Annotated in this window: 18 protein-coding genes and 3 tRNA genes; 8 read left to right on the top strand and 13 right to left on the bottom strand. The window is 66.7% G+C overall.

The features are described 5' to 3' along the window. Window positions 1-26: 26 nt before the first annotated feature. The 3 genes from fdxA (at window position 27) to GXN78_RS26650 (ending at window position 2,020) form a co-directional block, all read left to right on the top strand. The gene (gene fdxA / locus GXN78_RS26660; RefSeq protein WP_106558377.1) at window positions 27-356 is read left to right on the top strand and encodes a ferredoxin FdxA; all 330 of its coding nucleotides are present in this window, start codon (window positions 27-29) and stop codon (window positions 354-356) included. Next, window positions 314-1,375, top strand: a complete 1,062-nt coding sequence (locus GXN78_RS26655) for an NAD(P)/FAD-dependent oxidoreductase (RefSeq protein ID WP_106558376.1) — start codon at window positions 314-316, stop codon at window positions 1,373-1,375. Before fdxA ends, GXN78_RS26655 begins: the two co-directional genes overlap by 43 nt. Before the next feature lie 78 nt (window positions 1,376-1,453). Beyond that, window positions 1,454-2,020 carry a phosphatase PAP2 family protein gene (locus GXN78_RS26650; protein ID WP_106558375.1) on the top strand — a complete coding sequence of 189 codons (567 nt, stop codon included), beginning with the start codon at window positions 1,454-1,456 and terminating at the stop codon, window positions 2,018-2,020. Between the two features lie 23 nt (window positions 2,021-2,043). Here the strand turns inward: GXN78_RS26650 and GXN78_RS26645 are convergent, their stop codons facing one another. Both GXN78_RS26645 and GXN78_RS26640 read right to left on the bottom strand, forming a co-directional pair. Beyond that, window positions 2,044-2,853 carry a DUF3592 domain-containing protein gene (locus GXN78_RS26645; RefSeq protein ID WP_106558374.1) on the bottom strand — a complete coding sequence of 270 codons (810 nt, stop codon included), beginning with the start codon at window positions 2,851-2,853 and terminating at the stop codon, window positions 2,044-2,046. 31 nt (window positions 2,854-2,884) lie between these two features. After that, window positions 2,885-3,145, bottom strand: a complete 261-nt coding sequence (locus GXN78_RS26640; RefSeq protein ID WP_106558373.1) for a TIGR04438 family Trp-rich protein — start codon at window positions 3,143-3,145, stop codon at window positions 2,885-2,887. 104 nt (window positions 3,146-3,249) lie between these two features. On the opposite strand from GXN78_RS26640, the gene GXN78_RS26635 reads away from it, so the two are divergent. Continuing rightward, window positions 3,250-3,555 (top strand): c-type cytochrome, encoded by a 306-nt coding sequence (locus GXN78_RS26635; protein WP_106558372.1) that lies wholly within the window; start codon window positions 3,250-3,252, stop codon window positions 3,553-3,555. Between the two features lie 6 nt (window positions 3,556-3,561). Here the strand turns inward: GXN78_RS26635 and GXN78_RS26630 are convergent, their stop codons facing one another. Next, window positions 3,562-4,083, bottom strand: coding sequence for a Signal transduction histidine kinase (locus GXN78_RS26630; RefSeq protein WP_106558371.1), 522 nt, complete (start codon window positions 4,081-4,083; stop codon window positions 3,562-3,564). 93 nt (window positions 4,084-4,176) lie between these two features. After that, a complete protein-coding gene (acs, locus tag GXN78_RS26625) occupies window positions 4,177-6,165 on the bottom strand; it encodes an acetate--CoA ligase (protein WP_106558370.1) in 1,989 nt (662 codons plus the stop codon). 187 nt (window positions 6,166-6,352) lie between these two features. On the opposite strand from acs, the gene GXN78_RS26620 reads away from it, so the two are divergent. Beyond that, window positions 6,353-6,970: a YqhA family protein gene (locus GXN78_RS26620; protein WP_164255781.1), complete on the top strand. Its 618-nt coding sequence runs from the start codon at window positions 6,353-6,355 to the stop codon at window positions 6,968-6,970. Window positions 6,971-6,973: 3 nt separating this feature from the next. On the opposite strand, the gene fumC is transcribed toward GXN78_RS26620, so the two are convergent. Next, entirely contained in the window at window positions 6,974-8,371 is a 1,398-nt protein-coding gene (fumC, locus tag GXN78_RS26615; protein ID WP_106558368.1) for a class II fumarate hydratase, read from the bottom strand. Window positions 8,372-8,494: 123 nt separating this feature from the next. Between fumC and GXN78_RS26610 the strand changes: the two genes are divergently transcribed. From GXN78_RS26610 to GXN78_RS26600, 3 genes are read left to right on the top strand one after another with little or no spacing between them, the layout of a single operon-like run. Next, window positions 8,495-10,045, top strand: a complete 1,551-nt coding sequence (locus GXN78_RS26610; protein ID WP_106558367.1) for a fumarate hydratase — start codon at window positions 8,495-8,497, stop codon at window positions 10,043-10,045. Continuing rightward, window positions 10,042-10,848 carry a glutamate racemase gene (gene murI, locus GXN78_RS26605; protein WP_106558366.1) on the top strand — a complete coding sequence of 269 codons (807 nt, stop codon included), beginning with the start codon at window positions 10,042-10,044 and terminating at the stop codon, window positions 10,846-10,848. Before GXN78_RS26610 ends, murI begins: the two co-directional genes overlap by 4 nt. Before the next feature lie 16 nt (window positions 10,849-10,864). Further along, on the top strand, window positions 10,865-11,629 hold the full coding sequence (locus GXN78_RS26600; RefSeq protein ID WP_106558365.1) for a hypothetical protein: 765 nt from the start codon (window positions 10,865-10,867) through the stop codon (window positions 11,627-11,629). Here the strand turns inward: GXN78_RS26600 and GXN78_RS26595 are convergent. The 8 genes from GXN78_RS26595 to clpP form a co-directional block, all read right to left on the bottom strand. Next, window positions 11,593-12,933 carry an MFS transporter gene (locus tag GXN78_RS26595; protein WP_106558397.1) on the bottom strand — a complete coding sequence of 447 codons (1,341 nt, stop codon included), beginning with the start codon at window positions 12,931-12,933 and terminating at the stop codon, window positions 11,593-11,595. The two genes, GXN78_RS26600 and GXN78_RS26595, sit on opposite strands and share 37 nt — an antisense overlap. Window positions 12,934-13,014: 81 nt before the next feature. Continuing rightward, entirely contained in the window at window positions 13,015-13,647 is a 633-nt protein-coding gene (locus GXN78_RS26590) for a DUF6806 family protein (protein WP_106558364.1), read from the bottom strand. Between the two features lie 23 nt (window positions 13,648-13,670). Continuing rightward, window positions 13,671-13,763, bottom strand: a tRNA-Leu gene (locus GXN78_RS26585). 88 nt (window positions 13,764-13,851) lie between these two features. After that, window positions 13,852-13,925, bottom strand: a tRNA-Cys gene (locus GXN78_RS26580). A gap of 75 nt (window positions 13,926-14,000) precedes the next feature. Then, a tRNA-Gly gene (locus GXN78_RS26575) sits at window positions 14,001-14,076 on the bottom strand. A gap of 54 nt (window positions 14,077-14,130) precedes the next feature. Further along, window positions 14,131-16,572: an endopeptidase La gene (gene lon / locus GXN78_RS26570; protein ID WP_106558363.1), complete on the bottom strand. Its 2,442-nt coding sequence runs from the start codon at window positions 16,570-16,572 to the stop codon at window positions 14,131-14,133. A 123-nt stretch (window positions 16,573-16,695) separates the two neighbouring features. Next, on the bottom strand, window positions 16,696-17,961 hold the full coding sequence (gene clpX / locus GXN78_RS26565; protein ID WP_106558362.1) for an ATP-dependent Clp protease ATP-binding subunit ClpX: 1,266 nt from the start codon (window positions 17,959-17,961) through the stop codon (window positions 16,696-16,698). Window positions 17,962-18,101: 140 nt separating this feature from the next. Next, entirely contained in the window at window positions 18,102-18,710 is a 609-nt protein-coding gene (clpP, locus tag GXN78_RS26560) for an ATP-dependent Clp endopeptidase proteolytic subunit ClpP (RefSeq protein WP_106558361.1), read from the bottom strand. Window positions 18,711-18,720 lie beyond the last annotated feature (10 nt).

Raw genomic sequence — 18,720 nt, 5'->3', positions numbered from 1 at the left:
TTTCCCGAACGATTCAACGCCCCGCCATGACCCACGTCGTCTCCGAAGCCTGTATCCGCTGCAAGTACACCGATTGCGTCGATGTCTGTCCCGTGGACTGCTTCAGGGAAGGTCCCAACATGCTGGTGATCGATCCGGACGAGTGCATCGACTGCGCGGTCTGCATCCCCGAGTGCCCGGTCAACGCGATCTACGCCGAGGAAGACCTCCCCGGCAACCAGCTCGCCTTCATCAAGCTCAACGCCGAGCTGGCCCTGGCCGACGGCTGGAAGAGCATCACCAAGCGCAAGCCCGCGCTGCCGGATGCCGACGAGTGGAAGGACAAGACCGACAAGATCGGGGAGCTGGTGCGCTGAGCACGCTTCCCGCGCCCATCGAGACCGACGCGCTGGTCATCGGCGCCGGCCCGGTCGGGCTGTTCCAGGCCTTCCAGCTGGGCCTGCTCGAGATCCCCTGCCACATCGTCGACGCGCTGCCCGCGGCGGGCGGCCAATGCGTGCAGCTCTACGGCGACAAGCCGATCTACGACATCCCGGGCATTCCGGCGACCAGCGGGCATGGCCTGGCAACTGCGCTGCTGGAGCAGCTCGCGCCGCTGAAGCCCAGCTTCCATTTCGAGCAGCAGGTCGCGAGCCTGGAACGACAGCCCGACCAGCGCCTGCTGCTTCGCACCTCCAGGGGCACGGGCTTTCTCGTGAAGACGGTGTTCATCGCCGCGGGCGTGGGCGCCTTCGTCCCCAAGCGCATCGCGCTGGAGGACATCCAGCGCTTCGAGGGCACTGCGCTTTTCTATCACCCGGAATCGCTGGAGCGCTTCGACGGCCAGGCCGTCGTGGTCAATGGCGGGGACGACGCTGCGCTGGCCACCGCGCTCGCGCTGGTGGGCCGGGCCCGCCAGGTCACGCTGGTGCACCGGCGCGACGGCTTCCAGGCCGACGAGGGGCTGGTGGCGCGCATGCGGGCGGCGGTGGCCGAAGGCAGCTTGCGCTTCGCCGTGGGCCAGCCCACTGCCTTCGATGGCCAGGCGCTGCAGATCGCCACACCCGACGCGCAGACCCTGAGCCTGCCGCTCGATGCGCTCGTCGCCTGCCTCGGCATCTCGCCCCGGCTCGGTCCCATTGCCGACTGGGGGCTGGACCTGGTGCGCAAGCAGATCCCGGTCGACACCGAACGCTTCCAGACGCGCGAGCCAGGCGTGTTCGCGGTCGGCGACATCAACACCTACCCGGGCAAGAAGAAGCTCATCGTCTGCGGCTTCCACGAGGCCACGCTGGCGGCCTGGGGCGCTACCGAGATCGTGTTCCCCGGCAAGGCGGTGCCGCTGCAGTACACCACCACCAGCACGCGATTGCACCAGTTGCTGGGCGTGGGTTGAGTCGGCGGTACGTTGCGAGACGATCCTGAACGGAGCGTTCAGGGTGCATTCATCAAATCGCCGCACCTCGGCTCTATCATGCCCGGCATGCAGCCGCTGAACATCGCACTCTTCCAGGCACTCGGCGCCGGCCACGATCCCGATGCGCTGCTTCTCTGGTTGGCGAGCAACGTGGCAGAAGGCGCTTCCTGGGTGTGCGTGGCCCTGATGGCATGGGCCGCATGGCGGTGGCCCGCGCAGCGGCTGTATGCGCTGGCAGCGCTGGTCACGGCCGCCGCGGCCTCCTTGTTGGCCCATGAGCTGGCCGAAGTCTTCGCGATGCCGCGGCCCTTCGTCCTGGGCCTGAGCCCGGCACATATCGAGCATGGCATCCGCGGCTCGCTGCCGAGCGCGCATGCCACCGTGATGTTCACCGTCGGCTTGGTGTTCTGCATGCGGCCGGCGCTCAGGAAAATCGGGCTCGCGATCCTGGCGGTCGCCGTCCTGACGGGCTGGGCCCGCATCTACGTGGGCGTGCATTTCCCGCTCGACATCCTGGCCGGGCTGCTGCTGGCGGGCGCCATCGCCGGAGTCTTCTGGTCGCTCCACCAGTTGGGCCGGCGCTTCGTCGCGCCGCTGATCGCCCGCGACAGCCTGGGCGCCTAGCCCGCCTAGCCCGCCTAGCCCGCCTAGCCCGCCAACACCCAGGCGCTGGCGCCGAAGACGCCGAAGCCCAGTCCCACCATCACGAGGATGAAGCGCGGCTGGAAGGCCGCTGCCGGCGGCAGGCTCTGGGCCACGAAGTGAAGCAGCGCGCCGGCACCGATCGTCATGAAGCCTGCGCCCAGCGAGCGCGCGACATCCTCGCCGACAAAGGTGATGACGAAACCACCCAGGAAGACCACGTTGGCGATGACGGTCAGGCGCGTGCGCCGGTGCTGCTGTGCCGGCGTCGCCTCCACGCGCGAAACCGGACCGCGGCGACCGTCGCGGAGGGCACCGACGAAGAACAGGCCGAAGAGCGTCGGGAACAGCCCGAAGATGCCCAGCCCCAGCACGGCGCCCCAGAGGTTCTGGAAGTCCGCCACCACGGCCTGGGACGGATCGGCCGGGCGATATCGCAGTTCCACGGCCTCGCCCACCTCGGCATGGCGCTGGCTGCCGCCCAGGCCCTTGACGCGGCGCTGTTGGCCATCGGGCGCCGTGTATTCGACGATCGGCGCGACGGTGGTCGTGCGCTGGCCCTTGGCGTCCTTGTGGGTTTCCTCGACGAACTCGACCAGCCGCCCTTGAACGACCTCGGTGCCCGCGATCGAGGCCTGGCGCTGCAGCGCCACCCAGCCCGCCATCGCCAGCCCGGTGAGCCCGATGACCAGGCAGCCGAGCGCGATGCCGCTTTCGAAGCCTTTTTTCCAACCCAGCAAGGCGCCCGACAGCGGGCCGAGAACGCAGGCGCCAAAGAAGATCAGCAGCGCCCGATTGACGAGCTGCTCGTCCATGCGCGCTCGAGCGCGAAGCAGGCCGGGCGGCTCAGCGGCCGCGGCGGCGCCGGTTGGAGCGGCTGGTCAGCAGCCCCATCTGGCTGCGCTGCCGGTCGATGCGCGCCTGCCGGCGTTCGTTCTCGCGCTCGACCACCTTGCGCTTGGTGTAGCCCGAGGCGTCGGCCCAGGCCCACCAGGCGACGGCCAGCCCGAAGGGGATGAGCACCACCCACCAGCTCCATTGCGCCACGAAGCCGACCTCGAAATACTTGAGGGCAACTGCGAGCAGGCCGAGCAAAAGAAACCACATGAAAAAACTCCTCCGATCGTCCGGCCGGCATGAGGATGGGCCGTGCACCGCGCTACCTACAATCGCGTTGGATCGACTTTAACGCACCCACGTCACCCGACCCCATGAAAAGAGCGCTTCTCGTCGCCGCCCTGGGCCTGGCCGCCTCGGCCCCCGCCCTGGCCGACCTGGCACTGGCCACCTCCAAGAACTGCATGAGCTGCCACGCCGTCGACCGCAAGATCCTCGGCCCCTCCTTCAAGGAGGTAGCGGCCAAGTACAAGGACAACAAGGGTGCAGCCGATATGCTGGCCACCAAGATCGTGAAGGGCGGCTCCGGCGTGTGGGGCGCGGTGCCGATGCCCGCCAACAACCAGGTCAGCGAGGCCGACGCCAAGAAGCTGGCGGCCTGGGTCCTTTCCGCGAAGTAGCGGCGCTCAAACGGGCGGCGGCATGCCCGCGACGGGCGCCGCCACCGTCGTGGCCGGCGACCTGCGGTCGAAGCGGTCCTCGAGCTGGCCGATGTGCGCTGCCAGCGTGTTGTCGGTCTGGTCGGATCGCACCTTGATCATGGTCTCCAGCTGTTCCACGCGCGCCAGGAGCGCCGCATGCCGCTCGGCGTTGCGCGCCATGTGGGTGTTCTCCTGCGTTTCCAGGAAATTGCGCAGCTCGGTGAAGCGCGAGGCCTCGGCGCGATCGGCCAGGTCGCGCTGGGCCTGCATCTCCTTCGTGTGGCGTCGCGTCTCCAGCAGCACCGTGGTTTGCAGGTAGACCACGTAGGCCACGAAGAAGATGCCCAACAGCGCCGTGAGGCCCAGCATGATCAGGCCAAGCGGCGCCGTCACCTGCATGAAGCCGAGCGACATCACGGTGGGCGTGGCGAGCACGCCCCAGTTCAGGGCCGCAAGCGCTGCGATCAGCAGCACGACTACCAGCAGCACGCCTGTTCTCAATCCCATGGAAGTCTCTCCTCGACATTCGATGGGTTGTTTGTAACGCATCCGGCTCCCCGCCCCTGTCGGACGGAGGCGCGGGTGCCGGGCGTGGCCGGACTAGTAAGCCTGGCCCAGTTGCTCCAGGATGGCCGGGTTCTCGAGGGTCGAGGTGTCCTGCGTGATGGCCTCGCCCTTGGCAATGCTGCGCAGCAGGCGCCGCATGATCTTGCCGCTGCGGGTCTTGGGCAGGTTCTCGCCGAAGCGGATGTCCTTGGGCTTGGCGATCGGCCCGATCTCCTTGGCCACCCAGTTGCGCAGCTCGGCGGCCAGCTGCTTGGCCTCGTCCCCGCTCGGACGGCCGCGCTTGAGCACGACGAAGGCGCAGACTGCCTCGCCCGTCACGTCGTCGGGGCGGCCGACCACTGCCGCCTCTGCCACCAGGTCGGTCTTGGCGACCAGCGCCGACTCGATCTCCATCGTGCCGAGCCGGTGGCCCGAGACGTTGAGCACGTCGTCGATGCGCCCCGTAATGCGGAAGTAGCCGCGGTCGGCACTGCGCACCGCACCGTCGCCGGCGAGATAGATCGTGCCGCCCATCTCCTCGGGGAAGTAGCTCTTCTTGAAGCGCTCGGGGTCGTTCCAGATGGTGCGGATCATCGAGGGCCAGGGCCGCTTGATCACCAGCATGCCGCCGGCGCCGTTGGGGATGTCCTTGCCGGTCTCGTCGACGATCGCGGCCATGATGCCGGGCAGCGGCAGCGTGCAGGAGCCGGGCACCAGCGGCGTGGCGCCGGGCAGCGGCGTGATCACGTGGCCGCCGGTCTCGGTCTGCCAGAAGGTGTCGACGATCGGGCACTTCTCGCGACCGACGTTCCGGTGGTACCACATCCAGGCTTCTGGATTGATCGGCTCGCCCACCGTGCCGAGGATGCGCAGTGAGGACAGGTCCCAGTTCTTCGGGTGCACCTTCTCGTCGCTGTCGGCGGCCTTGATCAGCGAGCGGATCGCGGTCGGTGCGGTGTAGAAGACCGTGACCTTGTGCTTCTCGATCATCTGCCAGAAGCGGCCCGCATGCGGGAAGGTGGGGATGCCCTCGAACACCACCTGCGTGGCGCCGGCCGCGAGCGGACCGTAGGCGACGTAGGTGTGGCCGGTGATCCAGCCGATGTCGGCGGTGCACCAGAACACGTCCTCGGGCCGGATGTCGAAGGTCCAGTCCATGGTGAGCTTGGCCCACAGCAGGTAGCCGCCGGTGGCATGCTGCACGCCCTTGGGCTTGCCGGTCGAGCCCGAGGTGTAGAGGACGAAGAGCGGGTGCTCGGCGCCCACCGGCTCCGGCGGGCATTCGCTGCCCTGCCCCTTGAGCACCTCGTCGAACGTCTTGTCACGGCCGGCGACCATGTTGCAGGCGGTCGCGGTGCGCTGGTAGACGAGCACGGTCTTGAGCGTGTCGCAGCCGCCGAGCGCGAGTGCGTCGTCGACGATCGCCTTGAGCGGCAGCTCCTTGCCGCCGCGCAGCTGGAAGTTGGACGTGATCACCGCCACCGCACCGGCGTCGATGATGCGCTCCTGCAGCGCCTTGGCCGAGAAGCCGCCGAACACCACGCTGTGCGTCGCGCCGATGCGGGCGCAGGCCTGCATCGCGATCACGCCTTCGATGGTCATCGGCATGTAGATGATGACGCGGTCGCCCTTGCGGATGCCCTGCGCCTTCAGCGCGTTGGCGAACTGCGAGACGCGCGCCAGCAGCTCCTTGTACGTGACCTGGGTGACCGTGCCGTCGTCGGCCTCGAAGATGATGGCCGTCTTGTTCTCGACCGGCGTGCCGATGTGCCTGTCGAGGCAGTTGGCCGAGGCGTTGAGCTCACCGTCCTCGAACCACTTGTAGAACGGCGCCTTGGATTCGTCGAGGGTGCGGGTGAAGGGCTTGGTCCACACCACGTTGGCCTTGGCCTGCCGGGCCCAGAAGCCCTCGAAGTCGTCGGCGGCCTCCTTGCATAGCGCCTCGTAGGCGGCCATGCTGTCGATGCGTGCGCCCTTCACGGCGCGGGCATCGGGCGGGAACACGCGGTTCTCGACCAGGACGGACTCGATCGTGCTGCTCATTCTTTGCCTCCGGTAGATAGCTGGAAACTGACGGGCGCTAATGTCAGCGCCCGCACTTACGGATGACTGACGCTGCATGTTAGCGACTGCATCGTGACACATCGGCGCCCTAGGGGCACTCCGATCGGCGCCGCGGGGCACTCTAGAATCGCGTTCCCCGCCCCCCACCCCACCGGCCTGCCCACCGATGTCCAATCTCGACCCCATCCTTCAGAAACACGCCGGCAATCCTCGCCGCTGCGCCCTGCCCAACCTGATCTTCGCCAGCCGCTGGCTGCAGTTGCCGCTGTACCTGGGCCTCATCGTCGCGCAGGGCGTGTACGTGGTGCACTTCCTGGTCGAGCTGCTCCATCTCGTGGAAGCGGCCTTCGGCAGCGAGGAAGCGCTGAAGTCGCTGATCACCAGCATCGGCTACAAGACCACCGCGCCGATCAACACGCTCAACGAGACGGTGATCATGCTGGTGGTGCTGGCGCTGATCGATGTGGTGATGATCTCCAACCTGCTGATCATGGTGATCGTCGGCGGCTACGAGACCTTCGTGAGCCGCATGAACCTCGAGGGCCATCGCGACCAACCCGAATGGCTGAGCCATGTGAACGCGTCCGTGCTGAAGGTCAAGCTGGCGACCGCCATCATCGGCATCAGCTCGATCCACCTGCTCAAGACCTTCATCAACGCCGACAACTACACCGACCGCGTGCTGATCGCGCAGACGGTGATCCATATCGCCTTCCTGCTGTCGGCGATGGCGATCGCGTTCACCGACCGGCTGATGGCACCGCCGCCCTCCGCCGGTCACTGATCCTCAACGGCCGGTCATCTTCTCCGGCACCACCCACTGGTCGAACTGCTCGGCCGTGAGGTGGCCCGAGGCGATCGCCGCCTCGCGCAGGCTGCTGCCTTCCTTGTGCGCCTTCTTCGCGATGAAGGCTGCCTTGTCGTAGCCGATGTGGGTGTTGAGCGCCGTCACCAGCATCAGCGAACGCTGCACCAGCTCGGTGATGCGCTCGCGGTTGGGTTCGATACCGACCGCGCAGTGGTCGTTGAAGCTGCGCATGCCGTCGGCCAGCAGGCGCACGCTCTGCAGGAAGTTGTGGGCCACCATCGGACGGAACACGTTGAGCTCGAAGTTGCCCGAGGCCCCGCCGATGTTGATCGCGACGTCGTTGCCGAACACCTGCGCGGCCAACATGGTGACCGCCTCGCTCTGCGTCGGGTTGACCTTGCCGGGCATGATCGACGAGCCCGGCTCGTTCTCCGGGATGCTCAGCTCGCCGATGCCGCTGCGCGGCCCGCTGGCGAGCCAGCGCACGTCGTTGGCGATCTTGGTCATGCTCGCGGCCAGCGTCTTGAGCGACCCGTGCGCATGCACCAGCGCATCGACCGAGGCCATCGCCTCGAACTTGCTGGGCGCAGTAACGAAAGGCAGGCCGGTGAGCTTCGCGAGCTCAGCCGCCACCTGCTCGGCATAGCCCTTGGGCGCATTCAGCCCGGTGCCGACCGCGGTGCCGCCCAGCGCCAGCTCGCACAGATGGGGTAGCGCGGCGCGCACGTGCGCCTCGCCATGCGCCAGCTGGGCCACGTAGCCCGAGAACTCCTGGCCCAGCGTGAGCGGGGTTGCGTCTTGCAAGTGGGTGCGGCCGATCTTGACGATGTCGGCGAACTCCTTCGACTTCTTGTCCAGCGTCCCGCGCAACTGCGCGATGGCCGGCAGCAGCCGGTGGGTGAGCGCCTCGACCGCCGCCACATGCATCGCAGTCGGGAACACGTCGTTCGAGGACTGGCTGCGGTTCACGTCGTCGTTGGGATGCACGAGACGCCCTTCCCCGCGCTCGCCGCCCAGCAGTTCGCTGGCGCGGTTCGCCAGCACCTCGTTCACGTTCATGTTGGTCTGCGTGCCGGAGCCTGTCTGCCAGACGACCAGCGGGAACTCGTCGCCGTGCTTGCCCGCGATCACCTCGTCGGCCGCGGCGACGATGGCCTGCGTCTTCTTCTCGTCCTGCAGGCCCAGCGCATGGTTCACCACTGCTGACGCGCGCTTGACCTGCGCCAGGGCCTTGATGATCTCGCGCGGCTGCTGCTCGCCGGAGATGTCGAAGTTCTGCAGCGAGCGCTGCGTCTGCGCCCCCCACAGCTTGCCGGCCGGCACCTCGATGGGGCCGAAGGTGTCGCGTTCGATTCGGGTCTGGGTGGATATCGCCATGAAAAAAGCTCCGCTGTCAAAATGGAGGGCGCGCCTGGCGCACCAGGGCATCTGCCCAGTATCGTCGCAAACAAGAACGGCTCGCATTTGTGCGAGTACTTTCCCCCTCCCACGGACTCTGCCATGACCATCATCCAGCAAACCGACCTGATCGAGTCGGTTGCCGCCGCGCTCCAGTACATCAGCTACTACCACCCCACCGACTACATCGCCCACCTGGCGCGCGCCTACGAGCGCGAGCAAAGCCCCGCGGCCAAGGACGCGATGGCGCAGATCCTGACCAACAGCAAGATGAGCGCAACCGGCCAGCGGCCGATCTGCCAGGACACCGGCATCGTCAACGTCTTCCTCAAGGTGGGCATGGACGTGCGCTGGGGCGGGTTCACCGGCAGCCTGGATGACGCGATCAACGAAGGCGTGCGCCGCGGCTACAACCACCCCGACAACACGCTGCGCGCCTCAGTCGTGGCCGACCCGCAGTTCGATCGCAAGAACACCAAGGACAACACGCCGGCCGTGATCTTCACGGAGATCGTGCCCGGCAACACCGTCGAGGTGACGGTGGCCGCCAAGGGCGGCGGCAGCGAGAACAAGAGCAAGCTGGTGATGCTCAACCCCGGCGACAGCGTGGTCGACTGGGTGCTCAAGACGGTGCCCACGATGGGCGCCGGCTGGTGCCCGCCGGGCATGCTGGGCATCGGCATCGGCGGCACGGCTGAGAAGGCCGCCCTGATGGCCAAGGAAAGCCTGATGGACGACCTCGACATGCACGAGCTGCTGGCCAAGAAGCGTTCGGGCGCCGAGCTGGACAAGGTGGAGGCGCTGCGCGTGGAGCTCTACGAGAAGGTCAATGCGCTGGGCATCGGCGCGCAGGGCCTGGGCGGCCTGGCCACGGTGCTGGACGTCAAGATCAAGATGTACCCGACGCACGCGGCCAGCAAGCCGGTGGCGATGATCCCGAACTGCGCGGCCACGCGGCACGCGCACTTCGTGCTCGACGGCTCGGGGCCGGTGTACCTGGAAGCACCCTCGCTGGACCTGTGGCCCAAGATCGACTGGGCGCCCGACTACAACAAGAGCAAGCGCGTGGATCTCGACACGCTCACGCCGGCCGAGGTCGCGAGCTGGAAGCCGGGCGACACCCTCCTGCTCAAGGGCAAGATGCTGACCGGCCGCGACGCCGCGCACAAGCGCATCGCCGACATGCTGGCCAAGGGCGAGAAGCTGCCGGTGGACTTCACCAACCGGGTGATCTACTACGTGGGCCCGGTCGATCCGGTCAAGGACGAGGCCGTGGGCCCGGCCGGCCCGACCACCGCCACCCGCATGGACGGCTTCACCGAGATGATGCTGGCGAAGACCGGCCTGATCGCGATGATCGGCAAGGCCGAGCGCGGGCCGGTGGCGATCGAGGCGATCCAGAAGCACAAGAGCGCCTACCTGATGGCCGTGGGCGGCGCCGCCTACCTGGTGAGCAAGGCGATCAAGACCGCCAAGGTGGTGGGCTTCGCCGATCTCGGCATGGAGGCGATCTACGAATTCGACGTGGTCGATATGCCGGTGACGGTGGCGGTGGACGCCGGCGGCACCAGCGCCCACATCACCGGCCCCGCCGAGTGGCAGAAGCGCATCGCCAGCGGCGAGTTCAAGACCATCATGATGGAAGAGGCTTGAGCACCTCTCCCATCGGCGTCTTCGACAGCGGCGTGGGCGGCCTGAGCGTGCTCAACGCGCTGCGCGAGGCGCTGCCGCACGAGCGCTTCGTGTACTTCGCCGATGCCGGCCACGCGCCCTACGGCGAGCGCGGCGACGCCTACGTGGCGATGCGCACCCGAGCGGTCGCGCGCTACCTGCTGGACCGGTATCGGATCAAGGCTCTGGTGGTCGCCTGCAACACCGCGACCGCGGCAGCCATCCACGAGTTGCGGGGCGAGCATCGGGCGCTGCCGGTGGTCGGTGTCGAGCCCGCCCTCAAGCCCGCGGTGGCTGCCACGCGCACCGGCCACATCGCGGTGATCGCCACCCGCGTGACGCTGGAGAGCCGCAAGTTCGAGGCGCTGCACGCCTCGCTGGCCGGGCAGGCGGACTTCCGCATCGTTCCCTGCGACGGCCTGGCGGGCGCGATCGAGCGCGGCGACGCGGCCGGTATCGCCGCCTTGAGCGAACGCTATCTGCGCGACGCCGGCCGCTTCGGCAGCGCGCCCGGGGAAATCGACACGCTGGTGCTGGGCTGCACGCACTACCCCTTCATCGCGGCCGAGCTCCGCCGCCATTGCGGCGAATCGGTGCGCTTCATCGACACCGGTGCGCCCGTCGCGCTGCAGACGCGGCGGCTGCTGGCAGAGGCCGGGCAACTGGCCGCCGAAGGCGAAGGCAGCGTCGCGCTCCTGAGCAGCGCGGCGCCCGAGGCGCTCGATGCTGCGGCGGCGCGCTGGCTCGCACGTCCGGCCGGGCCCGCAACCGCGGCCACCGCCTGATGCTGCTGTTGCGCGCATGGCTTGTCGACTGATCCTTGCCTGCCTGCTGGCCCTGCTGAGCACCGCAGGCCATGCCGCCTGCGATACCGGGCTCGCGGAGCGCATGCATGCCAAGCTGCATCCCAAGCGTGCGCTCGACCACGAACGCGCCGTGTGCCAGCCCTGGCGCGGCTTTGCGGGGCGCTTCATCGTCGTGCTGCCGCTGCCGCGCCCCTCTTCCGACCCCGGCATTACGCAGTTCGATCTCGATGTGCTGGTGGTGCAGCAGGCCGACAACGGCAACACCGAGCGCGCCACGGTCGTCAGCCGGCTGTTCCAGCCCTCGGCCATGCGCGAGGACGCCATCCGCATCAACGAGATCAAGGTCGACACGGCGCGCTACATCCTGGCCGCCGACGCGCGCGCTTTCGGCCTGCGCATCGTGCGCCAGGGATCGTCGCGCGTGAATCCCTACTCGAACGAGACGCTCACGCTGTACGTCCTGCAGGGCCCCAAGCTCGCCCGGGTGCTCGACGAGCTCGGGATGACGCTGGAGCGCGGCGAGTGGGACGCCAACTGCGCCGGCAACTTCGAGACCGTGCGCGGCAGCCTGTCGATCGCGCGCAGCACGAGCCACGGCTGGGCCGACCTGCTGCTGCGCCAGACCCGCACCGAGACCCGCTCCAGCTCGCAGGGCGACGAATGCGTGACGCACGAGCGTCCTGCGAAGTTCTCGTCGCAGACGCTGCGCTACGACGGGACTGCCTACCGCGCTGTCAAGGGCGGCTCTGCTTCCGACTGAGCTCCCTCTCCGCGCAGCGCTGCCGCCCGGCCGCGCCGCATGTCGATCGGCAGCAGCAGCAGCAGGCCGGCGATGAACAATGTGCTGGTGGCGAGGATGGCGATGCGCTGGTTGCCGCCGGTGGCCCAGGTGATGGTCCCGTAGCTCAGCGGGCCGATGATCGCCGCCAAGCGCGTTGCAAAGCTCCAAAGGCCGAAGAACTCCGCCAGCTGCCGCGGCGGCGCGAGCACGCCCGTCATGGCGCGACCGGCCGACTGGCTCGAGCCCATGGCCAGGCCCGCGATCGTCGCCGCCCACCAGAACCCGCCCTTGGTCGTGACCGAGGCCGCGATGACGCACACCGCGATCCAGGCCACCAGCGTGCCCGAGAGCGCGCGCCGATGCCCAATGCGGTCCTGCAGATAGCCGAAGCCGAAGGCGCCCAGCGCCGCGGCGACGTTGAGCACGAAGATCAGCATCATGGTCTCGCTCGGCACAAAACCGATCACCTGCTCCGCGTAGATCGCCGCCAGCGTGATCGCCACCGCCACGCCGCCTTGGTAGCAGACGGTGCAGGCCAGCAGCCACATGAAGTCGCGGTAGGCGCGCGCCTGGCGGAAGGTGTCGCGCAGCTGCTGCCAGGCGCTGCGGCTGTCCGCCGCCGCCCGCGGCTGCGCCCGCTCGGGCAGCAGCGCGAAGGTGGCGCAGGCGGCCAGGCCGTAGATGGCCGCGGTGATCAGCATCGTGACCGGCACGAAGTGCGCGGCAGGCAGGCCCCGGGCCTGCGACCACAGCACGTAGGCCAGGCACAGCCCGAGCGCGAGCATGCCGCCGATGTAGCCGAAGGCCCAGCCCCAGCCGCTGACCTTGCCCATGCCTTCGGCCGTCGCCAGCTCCGGCAGAAAGGCGCCGGTGAGCGACTCGCCGTACGAGTAGAAGGTGTTGGAGACCACCACCAGGCCCATCGCCAGCGCGACCGCGAAGGGGCCGCCGAGTTGCGGCGTGATCGCCAGCGCCGCGGTGCCGAGCACGCAGCCGATGGTGACGATCGCCAGAATCCTTTTCTTCGCGGCATGGAGGTCGGCCCAGGCACCGATCGCCGGCATGCTCAGCATGACGATCGCATAGGAGATGCTCAGGGCGACCGTCCACGCGAAGGGCCCCCAGGGCGCGCTCTTGGTGATCCCGCCGACGAAATAGGCGGCGAACACCGCCGTGATCACGACCGTGGTGTAGCCAGAGTTGGCGAAGTCGTACATCGCCCAGCCGAACACTTCGCGCTTGCGCACGCCGGGACGGAGGGCGGACTGGGAAAAAAGGGCCAAGCGACTCTCCTCGTACAGAAGGTCGCCGAGCATAGCGGAGCGGGTTGACCGCTCCGTGGCGCAGCTTCAGCGCCTCCGTGCTCAGTGCAGGTGGCGCGGGCGGCGTCCGCCGCCATGGCCGCCGGTGCCCGGGCCACCGGTGCCGCCGCGCGGGCGCTTGCCGATCTCGAGCGAGTTCACCAGCGCATCGAAGCGGTCACCGAAGAGCTTGTCGATCTCGGCCACCACGCCACCGAGCTCGGCGCCGTCGAAATGGCGCTCCATGAGGTTCACCACGTCCTCGACCAGGAGGTCCCGCTGGACCTGCATGATCGCGGCCGGGTTGGGGCCGATGAAGAGCATCAGGAAGTCGTCGCGGGACTCGTCCTCGGGATCGCTCTCCTCCTCGTCGAAGTCGGTGTCGTAGAACGTGACCTCGATCGCGGCGCCCTGCTCGGCGAGCTCGTTGAGAGCCATGCACATCTCGTCCAGTGCCTGGCGGAAATCTTCGTCGCCGGCAACCGTCCAGCAGATCTGGAGCATGTGCTCCTTCTGCTCGAAACGGATGCCGGGCTCTTCCTCATAGACGCTGTTCGCGCCATCGGCCAGCGAACGGGCGCCAGCGTATTTCCAGAGCGGTTTCAGGGCTTCCTGAATCTGCTCGAAGCTCGCATCGGGGCGCAGCGGCACGTCGCCGTGGACGTGGATTTCGAACGGAGCGTTGTAGCGAGGCATGTCATGGCTCCCTTGTGATGTGGTGGTGCCCGGAACCGGGGTCGAACCGGTACGCCCCTTATGCAGGAAGCGGCGGATTTTAAGTCCGATGTGTCTACCAATTTCACCATCCGGGCCTCCGGTTGGATATGGACGATACCCGAAACAGAAACAGCCCCGACAACGATGGTTGGAGGGGCTGTTCTGATCGATACCGATGAAGGGTGGAGGCGCGACCCGGAGTCGAACCGGGCTAGACGGATTTGCAATCCGTTGCATAACCGCTTTGCTATCGCGCCATGCTGAATCGAGGTTTTCTTCTTGGTCAGAACTCGCGAAAAAAAGGGAAGCTTGAAGCTTCCCTTTTTGAAAACTGGAGCGGGAAAAGAGTCTCGAACTCTCGACCTCAACCTTGGCAAGGTTGCGCTCTACCAACTGAGCTATTCCCGCGTTTCAAGCCTTAAATTATATAGCATTTTTTCGAGGTCCCGCAAGGGCCGCGGCTCAATGCTTGATCGAGCCTTCCGCGGGCTGCGATGCACGCTGCTTGGCCTGCTCGGCCATCGCCGCCGCCGATGCTGCGACCTCTTCGTCGGACAGCGGCGTCGGCAGTTTTTCCAGCGCAATCTCCAGCACCTTGTCGATCCACTTCACCGGCACGATCTCGAGGCCGTTCTTCACGTTCTCGGGGATGTCCTGCAGATCCTTGGCGTTCTCTTCCGGGATCAGCACGGTCTTGATGCCGCCGCGCAGGGCGGCCAGCAGCTTTTCCTTCAGGCCGCCGATGGCAGTGACTTCGCCGCGCAGCGTGATCTCGCCGGTCATCGCGACGTCGGCGCGCACGGGGATGCCGGTCAGCGCCGACACGAAGGCCGTCGTCATCGCGGCGCCCGCGCTCGGGCCGTCCTTGGGCGTGGCGCCGTCGGGCACGTGGATGTGGATGTCGCGCTTCTCGAACACCTCGTCCTTGATGCCGAGCCGGCGTGCGCGGCTGCGCACCACGGTGCGGGCGGCCTCCACCGACTCCTTCATCACATCGCCGAGCGAACCGGTGCGGCTGATCACGCCCTTGCCGGGCATCGTCACTGCCTCGATCGTGAGCAGGTCGCCCCCCACTTCGGTCCACGCCAGGCCAACCACCTGGCCCACCTGGTTCTGCTTCTCAGCCAGGCCGAAGGTGTACTTGCGCACGCCAAGGAAGTCGTTGAGGTTCTTGCCCTCGACCACGACCTTGGGCGTCATCTTCTTGAGCAGCAGGCCCTTGACCGTCTTGCGGCAGATCTTCGAGAGCTCGCGCTCGAGCGAACGCACACCGGCCTCGCGGGTGTAGTAGCGCACGATGTCGCGCACGGCCTCTTCGGTGATCAGGAGCTCGTCCTCCTTCACGCCGTTGTTCTTCATCTGCTTCGGAAGCAGGTACTTGAGCGCGATGTGCGTCTTTTCGTCCTCGGTGTAGCCCGCCAGTCGGATCACTTCCATCCGGTCCAGCAGCGCCGGCGGGATGTTCATCGAGTTCGAGGTGGCGACGAACATCACGTCGGAGAGGTCGAAGTCCACCTCGACATAGTGGTCGCCGAAGGTGTGGTTCTGCTCGGGGTCCAGCACTTCCAGCAGCGCACTCGACGGATCGCCGCGGAAGTCCGTGCCCAGCTTGTCGATCTCGTCGAGCAGGAACAGCGGATTGCGCGTGCCCACTTTGTTCAGGCTCTGCAGCACCTTGCCCGGCAATGCGCCGATGTAGGTACGGCGGTGTCCGCGGATCTCGGCCTCGTCGCGCATGCCGCCCAGCGCCATGCGCGTGTACTTGCGGCCGGTCGCCTTGGCGATCGACTGGCCCAGCGAGGTCTTGCCCACGCCCGGCGGGCCCACGAGGCAGAGGATCGGCGCCTTCACCTTGTCGACGCGTTGCTGCACCGCAAGATATTCAAGGATGCGGTCCTTGACCTTTTCGAGGCCGTAGTGGTCCTCGTTGAGCACCTCTTCGGCGTGCGCAAGGTCGTGCTTGATCTTGGTCTTCTTGCTCCAGGGCAGGCCGATCAGCACGTCGATGTAGTTGCGCACGACGGTGGCCTCGGCGGACATCGGCGACATCAGCTTGAGCTTTTTGAGCTCGCCCTCGGCCTTCTTGAGCGCTTCCTTGGGCATCTTGGCGAGCTTGATCTTCTTTTCGATCTCCTCGACGTCCGCGCCCTCTTCGCCTTCGCCAAGTTCCTTCTGGATCGCCTTGACCTGCTCGTTCAGGTAGAAGTCGCGCTGGTTCTTCTCCATCTGGCGCTTGACGCGGCCGCGGATCTTCTTGTCGACGTTGAGGATGTCGACTTCGCGCTCCAACTGGCCGAACAGGTTCTCCAGCCGCGCCTTGATGTCGTCGAGGTCGAGCACCGCCTGCTTGTTGTCGAGCTTGAGCGGCAAGTGGGCGGCGATGGTGTCGGCCAGGCGGCCCGGGTCGTCGATGCTCGAGATCGAAGTCAGGATCTCGGGCGGGATCTTCTTGTTGAGCTTGACGTACTGGTCGAACTGCTGCATCACCGCGCGGCGCAGCGCCTCGACTTCGGTGCCCTTCTGCACCGCGGCCTCCGGCACTTGCACCGGCGTCACGTTGGCGGAGAAATGCGTCTCGCCGTCGTCGATGCGATTGACGCGCGCGCGCTGCTGGCCTTCGACGAGCACCTTCACCGTACCGTCGGGCAGCTTCAGCATCTGCAGGATGGTGGAGATGCAGCCGACCTCGAACATGTCCTCGACCGAGGGCTCGTCCTTGGCGGCGGCCTTCTGGGCGACCAGCATGATGCGGCGCTCCGCTTCCATCGCGAGTTCGAGCGCCTTGATGCTCTTGGGTCGGCCGACGAAGAGCGGGATCACCATGTGGGGGAAAACGACCACGTCGCGCAGCGGCAGCAGCGGCAGGTCGATTTCGGTGGCAGGCAGGGGGGTATGACCGGACATGGAAATCCTTTACTTGATCATGGAAAGATGGTCGGCCACGCGCGCTTTTCAAGCCCGCGGGCGCGGTAATCGCCGAAGACGCCGGTCGCCGGTATCGGAGGGGCCGGCCTGAAAGTCACTCAGTCAGGCCTTCTTGGCCGCCTCGCGGTACACGAGGAGCGGTGGCTTGTTTTCGTCGATTGTGGATTCTTCGACCACGACCTTGTCGACATTGGTGGCATTCGGCAGCTCGAACATGGTGTCGATCAGGGATTGCTCCAGGATCGAACGCAGGCCCCGGGCACCGGTCTTGCGGGCCAGCGCCTTGCGCGCGATGGCCTTGAGCGCCGCCGGGCGGATTTCCAGGTCGACGCCCTCCATTTGCAGCAGCTTGGTGAACTGCTTGACCACCGCGTTCTTAGGCTCGGTAAGGATCTGCACCAGGGCGTCCTCGCTGAGCTCGGCCAGCGAGGCAACGACCGGCATGCGGCCGACCAGCTCCGGAATCAGGCCGAACTTGATCAGGTCCTCGGGCTCCACCTCGCGGAACACCTCGGTCAGGCTGCGTTGCTGCTTGCTCTTGACCGAGGCGCCGAAGCCGATGCCGGAGGCCTCGGTGCGGTTCTCGATCACCTTCTCCAGCCCGGCAAAGGCGCCGCCGCAGATGAACAGGATGTTGGTCGTGTCGATCTGCAGGAAGTCCTGGTTGGGGTGCTTGCGCCCGCCCTGCGGCGGCACGCTGGCCATGGTGCCTTCGATCAGCTTGAGCAGCGCCTGCTGCACGCCCTCGCCCGACACGTCGCGCGTGATCGACGGGTTGTCGGACTTGCGCGAGATCTTGTCGATCTCGTCGATGTAGACGATGCCGCGCTGGGCGCGCTCCACCTCGTAGTTGCAGCTTTGCAGCAGCTTCTGGATGATGTTCTCGACGTCTTCGCCGACGTAGCCGGCCTCGGTGAGCGTGGTGGCGTCGGCCATCACGAAGGGCACGTCGAGCATGCGGGCCAGGGTCTGGGCCAGGAGGGTCTTGCCGGAGCCCGTCGGGCCGATCAGCAGGATGTTGCTCTTGCTGAGCTCGACGTCGTCGCCCTTGGCCTTGTCCTTGTGGCGCAGCCGCTTGTAGTGGTTGTAGACCGCCACCGACAGCATGCGCTTGGCAGGCTCCTGACCGATCACGTAGTTGTCGAGGTTGGCCTTGATCTCCAGCGGGGTCGGCAGGTCGCTGCGCGCCTCGCGCGATTCCTCGCCGGCGGGCAACTCGTCGCGGATGATCTCGTTGCAGAGATCGATGCACTCGTCGCAAATGAAAACCGACGGACCGGCGATCAGCTTCTTGACCTCGTGCTGGCTCTTCCCGCAGAACGAGCAGTAAAGCGTTTTTTCGCTGGAAGAGCCTTTTTTCTCGGCCATGGACAGATGCCTCGTAACAGGGGTTTAACAATGATAGCGAAGAAGGAAGACCCTCGGCCCGTCCCCGACCCGAAGAAAAACGGCGTTTTCCGTGCGGAAAACGCCGTTGTCGCCGCCAGGGCGCCGCAGCGCCGGCCGGCTCAGCTGCGCTTGGCGATCACCTGGTCGACCAGGCCGTAGTCCTTGGCTTCGTCCGCGGTCAGGAAGTAGTCCCGCTCGGTGTCGCGGGCGATCTTGTCCAGCGACTGGCCGGTGCGCTCGGCCAGGATGCGGTTCATCTGCTCGCGGGTCTTCAGGATGTCGCGGGCATGGATCTCGATATCCGTGGCCTGGCCACGGGCGCCGCCCAGCACCTGGTGAATCATGATCTTGGAGTTGGGCAACGAGAAGCGCTTGCCCTTCTCGCCCGCCGCCAGCAGGAAGGCGCCCATGCTGGCCGCGAAACCCACGCACAGGGTCGACACGGCCGGCTTGATGAACTGCATGGTGTCGTAGATCGCCATGCCGGCGCTCACGCTGCCGCCGGGCGAGTTGATGTAGAACGAGATGTCCTTGTCCGGATTCTCGCTTTCCAGGAAGAGCAGCTGCGCCACCACCAGGTTGGCGGTCTGGTCGTTGACCTCGCCCACCAGGAAGATCACCCGCTCCTTGAGCAGCCGCGAATAGATGTCGTAGGAACGCTCGCCGCGGCCCGATTGCTCGATGACCATCGGGATCATGCCGAGGCCTTGAATGTCCTGTGCGCTCATGTGTGCTCTC

It is taken from the genome of Variovorax sp. WS11 (assembly GCF_010499245.1).
Taxonomy (GTDB): Bacteria; Pseudomonadota; Gammaproteobacteria; order Burkholderiales; family Burkholderiaceae_C; genus Variovorax.
This window is presented reverse-complemented; position numbering and strand designations above follow the sequence as displayed.